Origin of the sequence: Rhizobium sp. BK008, assembly GCF_014197345.1 — a bacterium.
GTDB classification, from domain to species: Bacteria; Pseudomonadota; Alphaproteobacteria; order Rhizobiales; family Rhizobiaceae; genus Rhizobium; species Rhizobium anhuiense.
In genome coordinates this window covers 605,059-621,856 of the sequence record NZ_JACIFK010000002.1, presented here as the reverse complement: position 1 = coordinate 621,856, position 16,798 = coordinate 605,059, and the positions used below count along the sequence as shown (strand labels likewise).

General features: G+C 58.6%; 18 protein-coding genes and 3 pseudogenes. 19 read left to right on the top strand and 2 right to left on the bottom strand.

What is annotated here, in order from left to right:
- The first annotated feature begins 185 nt into the window (after positions 1 to 185).
- The 18 genes and pseudogenes from FHT69_RS14385 (at position 186) to FHT69_RS34195 (ending at position 13,885) form a co-directional block, all read left to right on the top strand.
- On the top strand, positions 186 to 1,262 hold the full coding sequence (locus FHT69_RS14385; protein WP_097544174.1) for a PotD/PotF family extracellular solute-binding protein: 1,077 nt from the start codon (positions 186 to 188) through the stop codon (positions 1,260 to 1,262).
- Positions 1,252 to 2,166 carry an ABC transporter permease gene (locus tag FHT69_RS14380; RefSeq protein WP_097544175.1) on the top strand — a complete coding sequence of 305 codons (915 nt, stop codon included), beginning with the start codon at positions 1,252 to 1,254 and terminating at the stop codon, positions 2,164 to 2,166. Before FHT69_RS14385 ends, FHT69_RS14380 begins: the two co-directional genes overlap by 11 nt.
- A 10-nt stretch (positions 2,167 to 2,176) precedes the next feature.
- Entirely contained in the window at positions 2,177 to 2,956 is a 780-nt protein-coding gene (locus FHT69_RS14375; protein WP_097544176.1) for an ABC transporter permease, read from the top strand.
- Entirely contained in the window at positions 2,943 to 3,992 is a 1,050-nt protein-coding gene (locus FHT69_RS14370) for an ABC transporter ATP-binding protein (protein ID WP_097544177.1), read from the top strand. Before FHT69_RS14375 ends, FHT69_RS14370 begins: the two co-directional genes overlap by 14 nt.
- The gene (locus tag FHT69_RS14365) at positions 3,992 to 4,591 is read left to right on the top strand and encodes a cysteine hydrolase family protein (RefSeq protein ID WP_183905523.1); all 600 of its coding nucleotides are present in this window, start codon (positions 3,992 to 3,994) and stop codon (positions 4,589 to 4,591) included. The genes FHT69_RS14370 and FHT69_RS14365 overlap by 1 nt, the downstream gene beginning before the upstream one ends.
- A 55-nt stretch (positions 4,592 to 4,646) precedes the next feature.
- Complete coding sequence (locus tag FHT69_RS14360; RefSeq protein WP_097544179.1) at positions 4,647 to 5,126, top strand: MarR family winged helix-turn-helix transcriptional regulator; 480 nt, start codon at positions 4,647 to 4,649, stop codon at positions 5,124 to 5,126.
- A 39-nt stretch (positions 5,127 to 5,165) separates the two neighbouring features.
- Complete coding sequence (locus FHT69_RS14355) at positions 5,166 to 7,529, top strand: beta-glucosidase family protein (RefSeq protein ID WP_183905522.1); 2,364 nt, start codon at positions 5,166 to 5,168, stop codon at positions 7,527 to 7,529.
- Positions 7,526 to 7,855, top strand: a complete 330-nt coding sequence (locus FHT69_RS14350) for an XdhC family protein (protein WP_097544181.1) — start codon at positions 7,526 to 7,528, stop codon at positions 7,853 to 7,855. The genes FHT69_RS14355 and FHT69_RS14350 overlap by 4 nt, the downstream gene beginning before the upstream one ends.
- Positions 7,855 to 8,562, top strand: coding sequence for an XdhC family protein (locus FHT69_RS14345; RefSeq protein WP_183905521.1), 708 nt, complete (start codon positions 7,855 to 7,857; stop codon positions 8,560 to 8,562). Before FHT69_RS14350 ends, FHT69_RS14345 begins: the two co-directional genes overlap by 1 nt.
- Positions 8,559 to 8,915 (top strand): hypothetical protein, encoded by a 357-nt coding sequence (locus FHT69_RS14340; RefSeq protein WP_183905520.1) that lies wholly within the window; start codon positions 8,559 to 8,561, stop codon positions 8,913 to 8,915. The genes FHT69_RS14345 and FHT69_RS14340 overlap by 4 nt, the downstream gene beginning before the upstream one ends.
- A gap of 198 nt (positions 8,916 to 9,113) precedes the next feature.
- Positions 9,114 to 9,731, top strand: a complete 618-nt coding sequence (locus FHT69_RS14335; protein ID WP_312865525.1) for a nucleotidyltransferase family protein — start codon at positions 9,114 to 9,116, stop codon at positions 9,729 to 9,731.
- Between the two features lie 73 nt (positions 9,732 to 9,804).
- A pseudogene (locus tag FHT69_RS14330) lies at positions 9,805 to 9,960 on the top strand (IS5/IS1182 family transposase); the annotation flags it as partial.
- 143 nt (positions 9,961 to 10,103) lie between these two features.
- Positions 10,104 to 10,343: a DUF982 domain-containing protein gene (locus tag FHT69_RS14325; RefSeq protein ID WP_097544185.1), complete on the top strand. Its 240-nt coding sequence runs from the start codon at positions 10,104 to 10,106 to the stop codon at positions 10,341 to 10,343.
- Between the two features lie 100 nt (positions 10,344 to 10,443).
- Positions 10,444 to 10,707, top strand: coding sequence for a DUF982 domain-containing protein (locus tag FHT69_RS14320; protein WP_097544186.1), 264 nt, complete (start codon positions 10,444 to 10,446; stop codon positions 10,705 to 10,707).
- 711 nt (positions 10,708 to 11,418) lie between these two features.
- Positions 11,419 to 12,495, top strand: a complete 1,077-nt coding sequence (locus FHT69_RS14315; RefSeq protein WP_183905518.1) for a GSU2403 family nucleotidyltransferase fold protein — start codon at positions 11,419 to 11,421, stop codon at positions 12,493 to 12,495.
- Between the two features lie 245 nt (positions 12,496 to 12,740).
- Positions 12,741 to 12,907: pseudogene (locus FHT69_RS14310) on the top strand (AbrB/MazE/SpoVT family DNA-binding domain-containing protein).
- A gap of 56 nt (positions 12,908 to 12,963) precedes the next feature.
- Positions 12,964 to 13,215 (top strand): annotated as a pseudogene (locus FHT69_RS14305) (DNA-binding protein); the annotation flags it as partial.
- A 421-nt stretch (positions 13,216 to 13,636) separates the two neighbouring features.
- A complete protein-coding gene (locus FHT69_RS34195) occupies positions 13,637 to 13,885 on the top strand; it encodes a hypothetical protein (protein WP_097623355.1) in 249 nt (82 codons plus the stop codon).
- Positions 13,886 to 13,969: 84 nt separating this feature from the next.
- Here FHT69_RS34195 and rsgA read toward each other — a convergent pair whose 3' ends face one another.
- Entirely contained in the window at positions 13,970 to 14,992 is a 1,023-nt protein-coding gene (gene rsgA / locus FHT69_RS14300; protein WP_245445279.1) for a ribosome small subunit-dependent GTPase A, read from the bottom strand.
- 66 nt (positions 14,993 to 15,058) lie between these two features.
- Complete coding sequence (locus FHT69_RS14295) at positions 15,059 to 15,235, bottom strand: hypothetical protein (RefSeq protein ID WP_183905517.1); 177 nt, start codon at positions 15,233 to 15,235, stop codon at positions 15,059 to 15,061.
- Between the two features lie 995 nt (positions 15,236 to 16,230).
- Between FHT69_RS14295 and FHT69_RS34190 the strand changes: the two genes are divergently transcribed.
- A partial coding sequence (locus FHT69_RS34190) for a VCBS domain-containing protein (RefSeq protein ID WP_246780718.1) occupies positions 16,231 to 16,798 on the top strand: 568 nt, incomplete at its 3' end.

The window sequence follows — 16,798 nt, the reverse complement described above, 5'->3', positions numbered from 1 at the left end:
CAGCGCGCACTTCACCCTTGCTCAGAGGTCAGCACCCACGGACAGTGCTCATCTGTTTTTAGTATGCATACAAACGATAAACGCGCTTAGGCACGTTGTTTGTTGTCAAGCTAGCCGATCCGTTGAGGTCGACGACCGCGGGTCACGATGGTCCATAACCGTGTATCTTCAAGAGGGGTGCCACAATGACTGAACTCACCAGACGCAATACAATGAAGTTGATGTCCGCAGCACTGATTGCTGGCGTCAGCATCTCCACCTTGCCGCGCAAAGCCTTTTCGGCCGGATCCATCACGGTCCTCAACTGGCAGGGTTACGGCACCGACGAAGCCTGGTCGCTGAAGGCTTTCACCGAAAAGACGGGCATCACAGTCGTTCACGACTACTACAGCTCGGAATCGGAAATGTTGACCAAGTTGCGGACCAATCCGGGTGCTTATGATCTTGTTATCCTCAACGCCGCGCGTTGCGCCCAGGCAGTTGCCGAAGACCTCCTGCAGCCGATCGATTTCAGCAAGGTTCCAAACGCTTCAACAGTCGACGAGACCCTTCGCGCCAACCCGAACTTCAGCAAGGACGGCAAAGGCTATGCCGTCCCGTGGGTCTGGGGCATGACCTCACTTGCCATCCGCGAGGGCATGACGGTTCCCGACAGCTACGCCGCCCTCGCCGATCCGGCTTATAAGGGCCGCGTTGCCATGGACGACGACGCCATCATCAACGTCGGGGTCGGCGCATTAATGAGCGGGCAAGACATCAACGATCCCAAGGATCTGGCTGCTGTTACGGCCGCGCTGAAGTCGATCAAGCCGAACGTCAAGTTGCTGTGGTCCACGGAAGACCAGTGGAACAAGTCGTTTGCCGCCAAGGAGTTCGACCTGTCGCTGTTCTGGTCGGGCGGTTCGGTTCGCTCCAAGCGGGTTTCCAAACTTCCGGTTCAGTTCGTAGTGCCTAAGGAAGGCGGCGTCGGTTGGGTCGATGGTCTCGGTGTTCCGGCATCGGCTCCGAATCCAGAAGGTGCTCTTGCTTTCGTGAACTGGATGATCGATCCGACATTTTATGTCGAATGGGCAACCAAGATCGGGGCGCCCGCCTCGTCGAATTCGGCAGCCCTTTCAGCACTCCCCGCCGACGATCTCACCCGCCTGGTGCACAAGACCGAATACTTGAAGACGACGTCCTTTGTATCGGGCATTCCCGACGACCGCCGCGAAGCCTTCAACAATGTCTGGCAGGAAGTGAAAGCCTTCTATGCAGAATGATCGCCTGATATCAGCGTCAGAGCGCGGACCTTCGGGTCCGCGCAGCCGGCGCCCGCTCCCGTCATGGATATCGACCACGGCGCTACTGCTGCCGACTTATGGGTGGCTGACGCTCGCCGTTTTCCTGCCGTTGCTGACCATGTTCGTGTTCAGCTTCATGTCCGCGACGCCGATGGGCAAAGCCCCGATCATTTTTACGCTCAAGCAGTACCGCGCGTTCATCGATCAGCCCTATCTGGTCGGGATTGGCATCACGTCGCTGCTGATCGGCTTCTGGACCACGCTGTTCTGTGCGGTTCTGGGTTTTCTGGCGGCCGTGGCTTTGGTTCGCTCGACCTTCGGCAAGACCCGCGAGATGTTGTTGATCCTCATTCTCTTACCGTTCTGGACCAATGGCCTCGTGCGTGTCTTTTCGTGGACCATGGTCCTTCGCGAAAACGGCTTTCTCGACAGTCTGCTGCATATGATTGCTCCGGACGCAGGTTCTATTGGCTTTCTCTACACGCGCTATGCCGTGGTGGTTGGTCTTGTTCACGGCTACCTGCCGTACATGATCCTGACCTGCTACATCGCGCTGGTGGCCATCGACGACGCGATCATCGAGGCAGCTTCAAGCCTCGGCGCGCGCTGGTGGACCATCCTGGTCAAGATTTTGGTGCCGCTTGCGGCTCCCGGGCTGATCTCCGGCGCCGTTTTGATCTTCATTCCAGTCATCGGTTCGTTCATGGAACCGCGCATTCTGGGCGGTCGTGTCGGCGTGACCATGGGAACGGTGATCGAGGATCAGTTCACCCAGGCCTTCAACTGGCCTTTGGGCGCATCGTTGTCCTTTACGCTGCTGGCTGTCGTGCTCGCAATTTTCGCAACCTTCTCTGGTGTCCTGCGCCGCGGGACGGTCGCTTGAGGAAGGGATCATGAAAACGCTCGGCCCAATCTATCTCATCGCCATCCTCATCTTCCTCTACACGCCCATTCTCGTGATGATGGCGATGGGGTTCAACGCTTCGCCACTTTACGAGCTGCCATTCCATTTCTCGCTGCAATGGTACGACGCGCTCTGGGACAACAGCATCCTTCTGACGGCGGGTCTTAACAGCCTGGTGATCGCCGGTATCACCGCGGTTCTGGCGACGGCTTTGGGGACCATGGCGTCCGTCGCGCTGTCGCGCCGGACCTTTCGCGGCAGAAGTCTCCTGCAACTCATGCTGCTGCCGCCGATCGCCATTCCCTGGCTGATCACCGGCACAGCCATGCTGATCTTCTTCTATTGGACCGGTATCGGGCGCGGTATGCATGCCCTGTTGATCGGCCACGTCGCGCTTGCCATCCCCTACGTTGTTCTGGTCGTCGGCACGGGCTTCAAGACGATCCGCGCCGACCTCGAAGAAGCCGCGATGAGCCTTGGTTCGACACCGGTTCACGCCTTCTTCTCGGTGACGCTGCCTTTGCTTTATCCGAGTATCCTTGGCGCCGCGCTCTTCGCCTTCGCCGTGTCGCTCGACCAGTTCGTGATTTCCTATTTCCTCGCAACGCCCGGCTACACCACGCTGCCGGTGCAGATCTACTCCTCAATCCGCAAGGGCTTTACACCTGAAATCAATGCGATCTCGACGGTGCTTCTGCTCGGCTCGATGACGATCATCCTGATTTTTGCGCGCTTCGCCAAGCCCGGAGACACAAGTGACAAACGTTAAAGTCAATTCCGTCGCAAAGACCTACGGCACGACGCCGGTCCTGTCCGATATCACCACCGAGTTCCCCGAAGGCTCCTTCACCAGCCTTCTCGGCCCATCCGGTTCCGGCAAGACCACGCTGCTGCGCATCATCGCGGGCTTCATCAAGCCCGACCAGGGCGTCATCACGATCGGCAACAACGATGTCACCGGCATCCCGGTCTGGGGTCGTAACATCGGCATGATGTTCCAGTCCTACGCACTGTTCCCGCATATGACGATTGCCCAGAACGTCGCCTTCGGTCTCGAACGCCGGGGCATCAAGGGCGCCGCCGCCCGCAAGGAAGTCGATCGCGCTCTTGAGATGGTGCATTTGCCTGGCTTTGCCGATCGCATGCCCAAGCAGCTGTCGGGTGGCCAGCAGCAGCGCGTCGCGCTGGCCCGCGCCATGGTCATCAAGCCGAGCGTGCTGCTCCTCGACGAGCCGCTGTCGGCGCTCGATCGCCGCCTTCGCCAGGAAATGCAGGTCGAACTGTTGCGCATCCAGCGCGAAAGCGGGCTGACGACGATCTTCGTCACCCACGACCAGGAGGAGGCGTTGACGCTGTCTGACAAGGTTGCGATCCTCGACAAGGGTCGTATTGTTCAGATCGGCGAGCCGGAAACCGTATACGAACGGCCGCTGACGCGCTTTGCCGCCGAATTCCTCGGCGATTCCAACTTCCTCACCGGGACGGTGGAGAACGGCGCCGTTCGTCTCGCCGATGGAACGATGGTCAGGACAACAGGCACTTTGCCATCAGGCGGCTCGAACGTCACGCTCGCGGTGCGCCCGGAGAAGATGTCGATCGCATCGGGTCCGACGGATGGCAACAGCCTGACGGCGCGCATCACCACCGTCATCTACGCAGGTCCCGTGCTGTCCTATCTGTTGGAGACGGCAGACGGTCTGCCGCTGAAGCTGTTTGCACAGAACCGCGATGGCAAGGTCCTGAGCGATGGCGACACCATCTCCCTAACTTGGGCCGCGGAACACACCGTCCCGGTGGCCGACTGATGATGACACCCGCGCCACTCTCCAAGAATACGCTGCATGTCGTCATCGACATGCAGCGCCTCTTCGCCGAGGAAACGGCGTGGTATACGCCAGCCATTGCCGGCATTCTTCCCAATGTGGTGGCACTCAGCAAAGCGCAGCCCGCTGAGACTGTCTTCGCTCGCTTCATGGTGCCCCAAAGTGCCGAAAATGCCACGGGTCGCTGGAAGACCTACTATCGTCGCTGGTCATCGGTAACGCTGGATGAGCTCGATGCCGCCATGCTGGATCTGGTGGCGCCGCTTTCGGCGATCGCCGGTCCAGGGTCTATCGTGGACAAGAAGACCTACTCGGTCTTTGGGGCGCCTGGTTTTTTGAACCGGTTGCAAGGATCGGCAACAGACACACTGATTTTCTCGGGCGTCGAGACCGACGTCTGCGTCTACGCCAGCCTTCTCGATGCGGTCGACGCCGGCTACCGGGTCATTCTGGCCAAGGATGCGGTGGCAAGCGGCGACATGGAGGCTCATGCCATGGTCATCGAGATCCTGGCGCCAAGGCTTCCTGAGCAGATTGAAATCCTGACGACAGAAGTCATTCTAAATTTACGGCGAGAGTGAATTCGACAGCGCCATTGCCGGGCATCACGAGGAACAGGCAGATTTGAGAGATCCGATGGACGTTCCGTTCAAAGAAAAAGCCGGCCGACAAAAGACAGTAGCGACGGAGGCGCAGGGCCAGCAGGTACAGTATACGCTTGGTGAGCAGATCGGCTTCTACCTGCGCCAGGCCAACCAGCGGCACGTGGCGATCTTTGCGAGCCTGATGGCTGAAAAACTGACCACCACCCAGTGGGCGGCGCTCGTTAGGCTGAAGGACCTGCAGCCCTGCTCGCAGGGCAACCTGGGCCGCGAGACCGCCATGGATATGGCGACCATCAAGGGCGTCGTCGACCGTCTTGTAAAACGTGGGCTGGTGCACACCGCACCCGACGCCACCGACGCACGCCGGCTGGTGCTGACGCTGACGCCGGAAGGCGAGGCGACAGTGGCCCGCAACCTGTCGGTCGCACTGCAAATCTCGCAGGAAACGCTGAGCACGCTGACGCTTGCTGAGCGGATGATGCTGATGGAGCTCCTGCAGAAGATCTGTTGATAAGAGACCACGATTGTCTCTAGAAATCGAGAGAGTAGCATGTTTCAGCCCAGCGAAGACGAAATCAAGTCGCTTGTCGGCCAGATGACGGTTGCCGAAAAGGTTGATCTTCTGAGCGGACGCGGGCTGTGGAAAACCGCATCGATCCCACGGCTCGGCATTCCATCGATTGTCATGACCGATGGTGCCCATGGCGTTCGCTACTCCACAACCCAGATCGACGCCGGCGACAATGACGAAGACAGCCTACGGGCGTTTCTGGCGGTTGTCGGCCAACAGGCCGATGCATCAGGCGGCATGTTCGGCGCGACACGTCCTGCAACCTGCTTTCCAAACGGCAATCTGCTTGGCTGTTCCTGGGATGTCGATCTGGCCTACCGCATGGGGGAGGCGCTGGCGGCGGAATGCCAGGAATTTGGCGTTCATCTCCTACTTGGGCCCGGCATCAATATCCGCCGCACGCCGCTTGCCGGCCGCGCCTATGAATACTACTCCGAGGACCCCCTCATCAGCGGGGACATTGCCGCAGCCGTCATCTCGGGCCTACAAGACAATGGCGTCGGCGCCTCGTTGAAGCATTTTGCCTGCAACAATTCCGAGATCGACCGGACAACGACCAGCTCAGATGTGGACGAACGGGCTCTTCGCGAAATCTATCTGGCGGGCTTCGAACGAGTGATCGGAAAGAGCGCCCCCTGGACAGTGATGAGCGCTTACAACCGGCTGAACGGCATTCAAGCAGCAGAAAATCAATGGTTGCTCAGCACCGTGTTGCGCGAGGAATGGGGCTATGACGGGCTGGTCGTCTCCGATTGGCACGCAATTAGGGACCGTGGTGCGGCGCTCGCTGCCGGGACCGATCTCGACATGCCGGAAAGCCAGCCACGCAAGGCCCGCCTGCGGGCGGCGATCGAGGCTGGTGATCTGGCGCCCGAGGTGGTCGATGCCGCCTGCGCTAAGGTTCTGGCGTTCGTGCGCAAATGCAAGATGCATGAGCGGCGCGACACGGTCATCGATCTCGACCGGCACCACGCTCTGTCGCGGGAGATTGCAGCGGAATCGATCGTCTTGCTGCGCAACGAAGGCAGGACATTGCCGCTTGATCCGAATAGCACCGGCCGGCTCCTCGTCGTTGGTGACGGCGCTACCATTCCCGTGATCCAAGGTTCCGGTTCGGCCACGACCAATCCCTATCGCGTCGACAGCCCCTTCGTTCAGATTGCCGCGCGGGCAGGCGCCGACTTCGAGGTGCAGCATCTGCCATTCCCCTCTGCCGCAGAGGTCAATATGCAGGCGTTGATCGAGGCGACCGTCGTGGCGGCGTCTTCTGCCGATTTCACAGTGGTGTTTGCGGAAAACGAGAAGAGCCGGCACGGCGAGGGCAACGACCGCGACACATTGAAGCTGGCCGCCACCCACGACGCCCTCATTCATGCGCTGGCTGCATCCGGTTGCAAGGTAATCGTGGTGCTCTCGATGCCGGATGCCGTCGAAATGCCGTGGCTCAATGATGTCGATTCCGTGCTCGCTGCGTTCTACGCCGGGCAGGGCGGCGGCGAAGCGATTGCCCGCGTTCTGTTTGGCGAGCAGAACCCCTGCGGCAAACTCTCTGCCAGCATGCCCGTGCGGATGCAGGACATTCCCGGCTGGCACACCTATCCCGGTGAGCATGGGCGCCATCTCTATAGCGAGGGTGTTTTCGTCGGCTATCGCTTCTACGATCTCAAGGCAATCGCCCCGGCGTTTCCCTTCGGGCACGGTCTCAGCTACACGACCTTCAGCTATGAGAATCTCAGGATCGACATACAGGAAGTCGCTCCGGGCGTCGCCTGTACTGCGAGCGTTACTATCCGCAACACTGGATCTGTCGCGGGCAAGGAGACCGTTCAGCTCTACGTTCGCCCGGTGAAACCCGGCTTAAAACGGCCGATCCGTGAACTCAAAGCCTTCTGCAAACTGTATCTGGAGCCCGGCGAGGCGAAGACGGTGCCCCTTACCCTCGTTGAGCGGGACTTCCAGTACTTCGACGCCGTCCGCTCCGGATGGGTGCTGGATGCGGAGGCTTTCGTCATAGAAGTGGGTGCATCATCACGTGAGATCCTTCTGGAGGCCTTTCTACCATGCCGGCCGGAACGTCCAGGACTGCCCTTAATTTTGCCCAACTCTCCACCGGCGCTGATATTTGCCCATCCGAAGGCCGAGGCCGCTCTGATTGACTTCATTGTCGCCACGCTTTCGATCTCCAGTGCGGAAGCCACGGCGCTTCTCGCGAAGACAAAGGGCTCTTTCCTCGGCTTTTATGACACTCTGAGCTGGTACGTCGGCGATAGCGTCAGGGAGGCGGATATCGCCCTGGCCTTCGCGAGCTTGAACGACACTTGCGTGGAAGATTCGCTGGAATGACAACTGCATCACATCCAAACGATCCGCTATTGACGGCCGAGATATGGATAGATGAAAGTCGCGCCGTTGCCATCGCAACGGTCATCGAAACCTGGGGCTCGGCTCCACGTCCGGTCGGCAGCCATCTGGTCGTCGACGCAGATGGCAATTTCGAAGGCTCGGTTTCCGGCGGCTGCGTCGAAGGTGCGGTCGTCACGGCCGCGCTCGATGTGATTGCCGGTGGCACGGCGCAGATGCTAGAGTTCGGCGTCACTGACGAGACCGCCTGGCGCGTTGGACTTTCCTGTGGCGGGCGTATCCGCGTTTATGTCGAAAGGCTCGACTGATGCAGCGTGCCAGCCTGCAACGTCTAAACGCTGCGCGACGCAAACGGATCGCTGCGATTCTGCTGGCTGATCTTGACAGTCATACCGAACGCATCGTTCTAGAGGATGATCCGCTTGACGGGCCGATCGCAGATTTGATCGAAGATGCTTTTCGCTCCGGCCGCTCGATGGCCTTCGATGCAGCCGAGGGCAGAGGATTCTTGAACGTCTATCTCCCTGCGCCGCGTATCGCCATTATCGGCGCCGTGCACATTGGCCAGTATCTGACGCAGTTTGCAGGGCTTGCCGGTTTCGATGTGCGCATCATTGATCCCCGGACGGCCTTTGCGACTAGCGAGCGCTTCCCTGGTGTGCCGATCTCCACCGACTGGCCCGCCGATGCTTTTCTGCTCGATCCGCTCGACCGTTACACCGCGTTGGTTGCACTCACCCATGATCCGACGATCGATGATCTTGCGCTGGCGGAGGCGTTGCGGACGGGCTGCTTCTACATCGGCGCGCTCGGCAGCAGAAAGACGCATGCTGCGAGGACCGACAGGCTTGCGTTGGAAGGTTTCACCCCCGATGCGCTTTCAGCCATTCATGCTCCGATCGGGCTCGATATCGGGGCTTCCAATCCGGCGGAGATCGCCGTGGCGATACTGGGCGAAGTCATTCAAGCACTGCGGTCGCGCCCTCTTTCGTTATCTGGGGATGGAGCACGGTGAAATTCGGTCAGTTATCCGTCGACGACGCTAACTGGCATGTGCTTGCTCGTTCGCTGAGGTTGCCCGAAGGCACTTTCTCGAAAGGCCATGTTCTGAAAGACTGCGACCTCGCACGGCCGAAGCAGGTTGAGCTTCGCCACGTAACGGATGCGCGGATGAACATGGATGATGTGGGAGAAGACCAGGGCGGCTGGATGCTGGGACAATCAATCGCGATTGAAGATATTAGGTTGTCCAAGGTGACGACGGGCCGGGTCAACGTCCACTCGAGCGTCAAGGGTATATTCGCGATCGACAAAGCAGCAGCCGACGGGCTCATGCCATCGAGCCGGCGATTGCCTTCGCCTGCCTAGCCGACCATGCAGGGGTTGGCATCGGTACGATGATCGCGACGTTCAGATTCATTCCGCAAGCGGTTCATCCTTCGAAGATCGATGAGCCTGCGCATTCTGGCGGGTGAGAGTCCCGATGAAGATGATATATTCAAATGGGTGGCGGGCGCCCGGAGATCCAGACGCGGCCGATGCCATGCCCTTGGAGGAGAAGTCGCGGTGAAGCCAATAGTGGTGGCGATCCTACTTCTGGGTGCCGGTATGGCGACGCGCATGGGCCCGAACGGCGGCCACAAGCTGCTGGCCGATTTTGACGGGATGCCGCTCGTCCGCCGTTCGGCGTTGATTGCGATTAATAGCCATGCTGAATCCGTCACTGTGGTCGTTGGCCATCGCCAAGACGACATCCGCAAGGCACTCTCCGATATGCAATTGAACATCGTCGCAAATCCGGATTACGCGTCCGGGATGGCAAGCTCCCTGGTGACAGGCTTTATTGCTGCCGGGGCGAATGGTGTTGACGGTGTCCTGGTCATGCTCGCGGACATGCCGGATGTGACCAGCAGCGATCTCAACCGGCTGATTACGGCCTTTCAACATGGCAAGGGCGCATCGATCGTTCGTGCCGTCTCGCAGGGCAAGCACGGAAATCCCGTTATCCTGCCGCGGTCGCTGAACGATGCCGTTCTGCGGCTGAAGGGCGACATCGGCGCCCGCGACCTGATCAAAGCCTCCGGGCTGCCGGTGATTGAGGTTGAGATTGGCGACGCGGCGCTGATCGACGTCGACACGCATGAGGCCATCATCGCGGCCGGGGGCATTCCTGCGGACAGCTGACGCGAATCCATTTCGCATATGTTCTCACCCACGGCCACGCTTCCATTATAGAGAATTATGCCTCGATGGTAGGAAGCGGTCCTTGGTCGAGGCCGCGATCGGCCGCTACAACTCGATCATCCGACACCGGCAGCGAGCACGCTCATTCCGCGCGTAACAGACCGAAGTTGCCATCGGCTGCGCGATCCTCAACCGAATGCTGGCATGTGCACGCCCGAAGTCAGTCCGGTTTCGGTTCACGCCAGGAGCGATGCACGAAGCCCTTCCAATTCGCTCTTGGGCTGCCGCCCTCCAAAATTTCGGCAGGATCGTCCGCTTGGAACAGATCTTCCTAATATACGTTTGTGGGAAGCCTGCCCCACGGAGGACGCCATGATCAGCATCTGGGACGCGAACGTCGAATTGAAGATAGATGATCGGGTTCACGTCATCAGGAACGCTAGAGAGGCGGTCGCATTCTTGAAGAAATACTGGCCCGAGAACAGAAGCGCCAGCTATGCGACAGCGTGGAAGGTATGCCTGGACGCGGCGAGTGGCGTTGTTCCCGACGCGGAAGCGCGATCTGCGTTTGAGGCTGCGGCGAAGGAGGCCGGCATCCTTCGTCAAAGTTAAGGTCGCTTCGTTTGAAGTGAGAATCTGGATCATGCCGCCCCCCACCCGGAACGGTTCTTGCACGGTTACCAATATGTTTACCGTGGGAAGGCGTAACGTCATGAAGTGGCACACAACCGGAGAGTTTACCCCGCTGATGCTCGTTGTAAATGGGCCGGAAAAATACAAGCTTGTCGCGAGCCTTTGGGAGGCGGCAAATATGTTGACGGCTTGCTGGCCCATCGACGATGGAGAGGAATATCTTATCGCGGTCAGGGCATGCCGGGATGCTATCCATGGGGACATATTGGCCGAGGACGCGCGAGAAGCGCTGATCCGTGCCGCCGATGAAGCTGGAATTCCGGTGATCACCGTCGTTCACTGAGTTGCTCCCTTCCTTGATGCCACAGCCCTCCGCTTCGCATCGAAGCGCCTGTCCTGAGTCCAAGAAACGCTGCTGCATCCATTTGATCTCGGGGATGGCGTACTGAGCCCAGCATGTGCAGATGGCCGATTGCCTCGGCTGCGTCTCGCTGCTCTACGGCTCCCTGGCGCCTTTACTCGCAGCAGTTGTTTCGGCGACATCGTCCCCCGCAACACTCCAGGAAACTGAGGTGCCTAATCGCCAAGCGGCCGAGTGTCTTTCCCGACAGTCTCCAACTGGTCGCGAGGCAAACTATAGGTCAGTGCGAAATTATTGCATTCGAAAGTGCTGCTGAGGTTGCGCGCAATTGCAAGATTTCTGAAACGGCGGTTCGCCGACTTGCATATGGGTTTCGAACTTTTGGCGAGTTGGGCGCGATGATAAGAGATCAGATCTCTCGAAGAATCTTGGCGCCAAGTGCCGGTGCTGCCGAACTGACATCACATGCGGCTTTAACCCCGGGGAGCCGGATTTTGTTTGTGCCACAGGCATTAGCGCGGCTTTGGTTATAAGGTTTTGGCAGAGACTTATAACTTGACTATAGAACGGGGAGTTATAAGGTCTTGGCAGAGACTTATAACGGCGCAAGACAGGGCGACTTTTTAAAAGAGGGCAAGAGCGCATGGGCAAGGCGCGGGCCTTGGCCCCCGCACGCCTGGAGGGGAAACGCCAATGATGAAAGAGATCGACATCAGCTACCGGACGATGTTCGCGGAGCTAACGCAGCGGACGCTTGATGCGCAATTTGCGGCAGACTTCCCTCTGGAGGGGTGGTTTGTAACGGTCGCCGTGAAGGGCCGCGATTACTGGTATTTCGATCTCCCTACTGCCGAGGGAAAGGACAAGCGACGCTATGTCGGTCCACACAGTGACGAGGCAATCACGGCGAGGGTGAAGGCTCACAAGGAAATCAGAGACGACATGCGTGAGCGGAGGCGGATGGTTAGCACTCTGCGCCGCGCTGGCCTTCCGGGTCCCGACACCTTCGCGGGCGACGTCACGAAGGCGCTTGCTGACGCCGGATTGTTCCGTCTTCGTGCAGTCCTGAACGGGTCGGTGGCTTTCAGCACATATGCGGGGATGCTAGGGGTCCGATTGCCCTCGTCGGCAATGCAGACCGGCGATGCCGATTTCGCGCAGGACTTTGCGATCTCAGCCGGGGTCGAAGACAGTTTGCCTCCCGTGCTGGAGGTCCTCCAGTCGGTTGATCCCGAGTTTCGGCCGGTTCCGCACCATGCTGACAAAGCGAAGGTGGCGGCATTCCAAAACGCCAAGGGCTACCGGGTGGAGTTTCTCAAGGGAAATCGGGGATCGGACGAATACACGGGCAAGCCGTCTCCTATGCCCGCCCTCGGTGGCGCGTCGGCGGAAAATCTGCGGTTCTTGGATTTCCTGATCTATGAACCTGTCCGCACGGTGCTTCTCTTCCGCGAAGGCGTGAACGTCCTCGTCCCCGCTCCCGAAAGGTATGCAGTTCACAAGCTCATCGTGTCCTCAAGAAGGCGCACAGACACTCTAGGACGCATTAAGTCGGACAAAGACCTGACCCAGGCATCCCTGCTCTTCCAAGCCCTCGTCGAGACGCGCCACGACAGCGAGCTGGCGGATGCTTGGGAGGAAGCATGGAATCGTGGGGATGCGTGGAAAGAGGGCATCGTCAGCGGCCTATCGAGACTGCCGAAAAACGGGGTGAAAGCCCTGGAGAAGGTCCTCGGCCCCGAGGTGATGGAAGACCTGGTGAAAAGGTAATCGGAATGATGGCCGTTGCGACGCTTCATTCCCAGCCCGTCAGGAAACTCGACGAGCGGCGGTGACAATGCAAGCCGGCGCCCTCGACGAAATCACGTTGTGTTGAGCACATCATCTGATGCCTCTGACATCGTCGAACACCACGGCGCTCACGGAGCATCCGACGCCAGAGGCTCACTTAGGGATATTGAAATCGAAACCGGAAGGTAATACCTAACGCCAAATCGGGATTACGAGGTTTCGGCGTGACGACGACAGTCACAGCAAGGGGCAGGTCATTATCCCCAAAGCCGTTCGAGAATGGCTCGGGATTGTGCCCGGAAGCGAGGTCGATTTTCATCGGACCGCAGATGGTAGTGTGGTACTGACAAGAGCCGACAGGAAGCAGCCCTCAGCCGCTTTCAAAAGCTGATACGCCGGAGAGGGGCTCACTACCGACGCGATCATGGCGCTCACACGTGGTGACGTCTGACGCTCATCGACACGAATGTCCTGCTCGATCTCGTGACCAATGATGGAACCTGGGCTGACTGGTCGATTGAGCAACTCGAAGCGGCCACTCTCGCCGCCCCGCCGCTGATCAACGATGTTGTTTATGCCGAACTTGCGGTGCGCTATGACCGCATCGAAGAACTCGCTGCGCCATCGACGAGGCGGGGCGCGCCGTTTCCGCGGGCGCCGCTCTTTCTTGCCGGAAAGGCCTTCACGCAGTATTGCCGGTGATACTTCCAACTGTCGTGTTGATCTCACCGGCTCAGTGATCTCACCGCCGGAAGTGGCAATATTCGCAGTCCTGGCACCTTGGCCAGCCCCTGAACTTTCCAGAACGGAGCAAACGCAGGTGTTCTCCGGTCTGAAGCCATATACGGTTAATCAGATGGGCAGGCGCTCTCGAACGAGTGGGTGTTCACTTCGAGTCCGTTCAGGAGCGCTTGCTACACGGGCGGGGCCCGGCTCTGTCGTACTGATTCGCAATGAATTGCTCTGAGTCTTTCTCGCAACACCTAAGCGGCAACTGGAATCTTGGACGGATTTGTCTGGTCTAGCGCATTTCAGTTGCTGTATCCGTGGGACTGCAAACCGATTTGCACGAGCGGACTGTTAAGGAAAGCAAGTCCGCATCTTCTAAAGCAGGGCTTTAATGAACGCGGACATGATAGCCGCCTGGGCGGTGGAAAATGGATTCCATGCAATCGATTCGGGGAGTTATCGTCGCCACGACACTGCGGGTGTGATCACGATCGAGATAAAGAGGATCTCATTCCTCCTCATCGATGAGAGGCAAGGATTGCGACCGCGCCTTATATCTTGGTTGTTCAAAGACTTATCCCTCACGAGCGGGAGCGGCCGCTTGCAGGGTGTTCTTCTCGACCGCAATCCCATTCATTGAGCGCTGACGCTATCCCAAAGCCTAGCAATTCTGATGGCGGATCGTGGTTGACGACGGTGAGCACCGTCTCAAACGTCAGCACTTTCAATATTTCTTCTTGCGAACGATCTTGTTGCCGCGGGGTCCACTGACGACCGGTGTTCGGTCGCGGTTTTCTGCAAGCAGGTTCCGCCAGCGTTCCAGGCGATCGGCGACTAGGGCACCGCTTGCGACAGCTGCCTGCACCGCGCACCCCGGTTCATGGGCATGGGTGCAATCGCGAAAGCGGCAAAGCGGCGCCAGTTCGGTTATCTCAGCAAAGAGGGTGTCGATACCGTCGGCAACATCACTCACGTAAAGCGTTCTTATTCCCGGCGTATCGACAACCCACCCGCCGCCTGGAACTGCATGTAGGGATCGCGCCGTGGTCGTGTGTCGGCCCTGCGCGTCGTATTCCCGGATGGTGCCTGTTTTTTGCTTTGTGTCAGATTCAGGCCCAGTCATGGTGTTAACCAGCGTTGATTTTCCAACACCAGAGGATCCCACCAGCGCGACCGTCTGGCCAATGCCGCACCAAGGCCTCAACAGGGAAACGGCATCCGCCGAGCGCCCATTCAAGGCAATGACAGGCAGGTCGCGCTGCAAAGCCTCGGCTTGCGCCTGGAAAATGTCGGCATCGTCCGCGGTGTCAGCCTTCGTCAGGACAATCACCGGATTGATCCCGGCCTGAGTGGCCATGATCAGGTAACGTTCCAGCCGAGCAAGATTGAAATCGGCGTTGCACGAGGTCACGATCAACAGGGTGTCGACGTTGGCGGCAACAAGTTGCAGGCCACGTCCGCCTTCCGGACGTCGTTGAAGGACGCTTTTTCGGTCGAGACGTCTGATAAGCATGTCAGTGAGTGAATCGGCAAGAACCCAGTCGCCCACCGCGTAGTCACCGGTATTGGTATTGGATGGAAACTCCAGTCCGACCGGCCCGGTGACATCGATCGCCTCGATGCGGGCTCGGTGAACTGAAGCGATGCGTCTGGGGATCAAGTCCGCTTCGCTGGCCTGGACTTGGTCCGCGAAGAATTCGGACCACCCAAGTAGTTCCAGCGGTGAAGAAAGTTGGGAGCTGGTCAAATCTTGGTCCGCATTCGGTAAGGCCTGCCATAGGGAGTTTTTCAATGATCTTCCGCGGCTTCTCGCTTAGCTGCGTGGATGATCCCGCTTTGGCAAAGAGATTGCGTAGGCAGCAGCCTCGCCAGGATAGGGGAAATCGTCCCCGAGCTGACGGTCGCCATCGTAGACTTTGAATGAAGGCCCTTCAACTTCAACGATCTTGTAGCCATTCACGTATTCGATCTTCGGTGTTTTCCAGCCCATTAAAGCTCTCCGGTCGGTCCGCGGTTCTCTCTGAAGATGGTGCAACCTCATACTCGGCGGTCTATGGTCTATCAGGTGCTTCACGATTAGCCAACGCCGGTTCGGTCCTGTTCGAGGCGCTAGACAAATGTGCGTATGCGAAAGCCATCGTCAGGCGATCAAGCAACTTTGAAAACCTCTTAGGCTTCTCTATTTCTTTGGTAAAAAAGAAGCGTGGCGCCTCCTCGCTTCCTCAGGCATGTTGACGGGCGTTCCTCGGAATTCTGGGCGGAGAGTTGAGCGTTCCAGAGGTGGTCGGGGGCGGCTCCGACGGCGATCGATCGGGCTAAGCATAATCCGCGCCCTGATCGATCGTCTCGCGTGCGGGAAGCAGCGACGTTAACCAAAAGGAATGCGCCGGGACATGCCCGTCGACCGCACGATCATTGGCAGTGTCATCACCTCAGAGATCAGCTTGGCCATTTCCTGCGGATCGAACTCCCATGAGAACAGCACGGACGCGGTGGCGGCTTGTTCGGCTGCTAACGCGTTGTGAACTGGAACAATGGCGGTGGTACCACTATTTGTGGCTTCGTTGGAGCTCCTTCTTTTGGCTTCGTTGTGGAAAGCCGATCCGGGACAACATCGCGACGAAATGATCGGCGTGGAGCAGCCGGTGCCCTAAGCGAGGAAAAGCGGAAGTTTGGGCCCGCGCTTCACAAGCGCCTTGCGCGCCGTCATCCCACCCCACCGCTCGTCAGGATCAAGGTCTGCGACTTCAACGTCTCCCGGAGTGAAGTGCTGGATAAATTTACCATCGCAAGAAAATCATCTTTCATTTCACAGTATATGTGTTAACACTTTATTAGGGATGGGGAGTATTCCGGTTCTGATCTAAGAAAAATGGGCGTTGTTGCCGATAATGCTGGCGCGGCCGCGTGTTCACGCGTGTCATGCTGGATTGATAATCTTGAATCAGCGCCGGGTTACTTGTTTTGTATTATGGGAGTATTTTGATGGGTACGCAAAGCACCGGCGGCGGCAGCACGACTTCTTTCTCCAATACGCCGCAGGCGAAGGATGACTCTTACACCTGGACAGAAGACCAACTGCTCAGTCTCCAGCTCTACAATGCGGCCACCAAAACCATAACCCTCGACGTCATGTCGAATGATCTTGGCGGGAATGCCAAAGCCCTCTTTTCGGTCGACGACGGTGATGGCAATCCAATTACCGCCGACTACGAGCTTCTTGCGAAAGACGTCGGAGCGAATGGGGCATCTGCCTGGGAGAAGACCCTGCTCGGCAATTGGGTCAGGATCAATAGTGGAAAGATCGAATACCGTCTTAGTGATGGAAGCGGCATCGCGGGCTCGGGCGCGGATATCAACACGCTGTCTGCCGGTGAAATCCTCAAAGATAGTTTCGTCTACGCGATACGGCTTGGCAATGGCACGCTGAGCGAGGCAAATGTCTCGATCTCGCTCACCGGCGCCAACGATGCGGCTTCGATCGTCGTCGATGCGACGGTCACCGACGATCGGGCGACGGTCGAGGCGGGTGCGGCCGGCAGCGGCGATGCGA

Bases quoted from the DNA above. Each gene is read 5' to 3' on its own strand.
- FHT69_RS14320 (WP_097544186.1), top strand. From the start codon at position 10,444: ATGAAGTGGCACACAACCGGAGAGTTTACCCCGCTGATGCTCGTTGTA.
- FHT69_RS14345 (WP_183905521.1), top strand. From the start codon at position 7,855: ATGCAGCGTGCCAGCCTGCAACGTCTAAACGCTGCGCGACGCAAACGG.
- FHT69_RS34195 (WP_097623355.1), top strand. From the start codon at position 13,637: ATGAACGCGGACATGATAGCCGCCTGGGCGGTGGAAAATGGATTCCAT.
- FHT69_RS14385 (WP_097544174.1), top strand. From the start codon at position 186: ATGACTGAACTCACCAGACGCAATACAATGAAGTTGATGTCCGCAGCA.
- FHT69_RS14325 (WP_097544185.1), top strand. From the start codon at position 10,104: ATGATCAGCATCTGGGACGCGAACGTCGAATTGAAGATAGATGATCGG.
- FHT69_RS14295 (WP_183905517.1), bottom strand. From the start codon at position 15,235: ATGGGCTGGAAAACACCGAAGATCGAATACGTGAATGGCTACAAGATC.
- FHT69_RS14315 (WP_183905518.1), top strand. From the start codon at position 11,419: ATGATGAAAGAGATCGACATCAGCTACCGGACGATGTTCGCGGAGCTA.
- FHT69_RS14380 (WP_097544175.1), top strand. From the start codon at position 1,252: ATGCAGAATGATCGCCTGATATCAGCGTCAGAGCGCGGACCTTCGGGT.
- FHT69_RS14375 (WP_097544176.1), top strand. From the start codon at position 2,177: ATGAAAACGCTCGGCCCAATCTATCTCATCGCCATCCTCATCTTCCTC.
- FHT69_RS14355 (WP_183905522.1), top strand. From the start codon at position 5,166: ATGTTTCAGCCCAGCGAAGACGAAATCAAGTCGCTTGTCGGCCAGATG.
- FHT69_RS14360 (WP_097544179.1), top strand. From the start codon at position 4,647: ATGGACGTTCCGTTCAAAGAAAAAGCCGGCCGACAAAAGACAGTAGCG.
- FHT69_RS14365 (WP_183905523.1), top strand. From the start codon at position 3,992: ATGATGACACCCGCGCCACTCTCCAAGAATACGCTGCATGTCGTCATC.
- FHT69_RS14350 (WP_097544181.1), top strand. From the start codon at position 7,526: ATGACAACTGCATCACATCCAAACGATCCGCTATTGACGGCCGAGATA.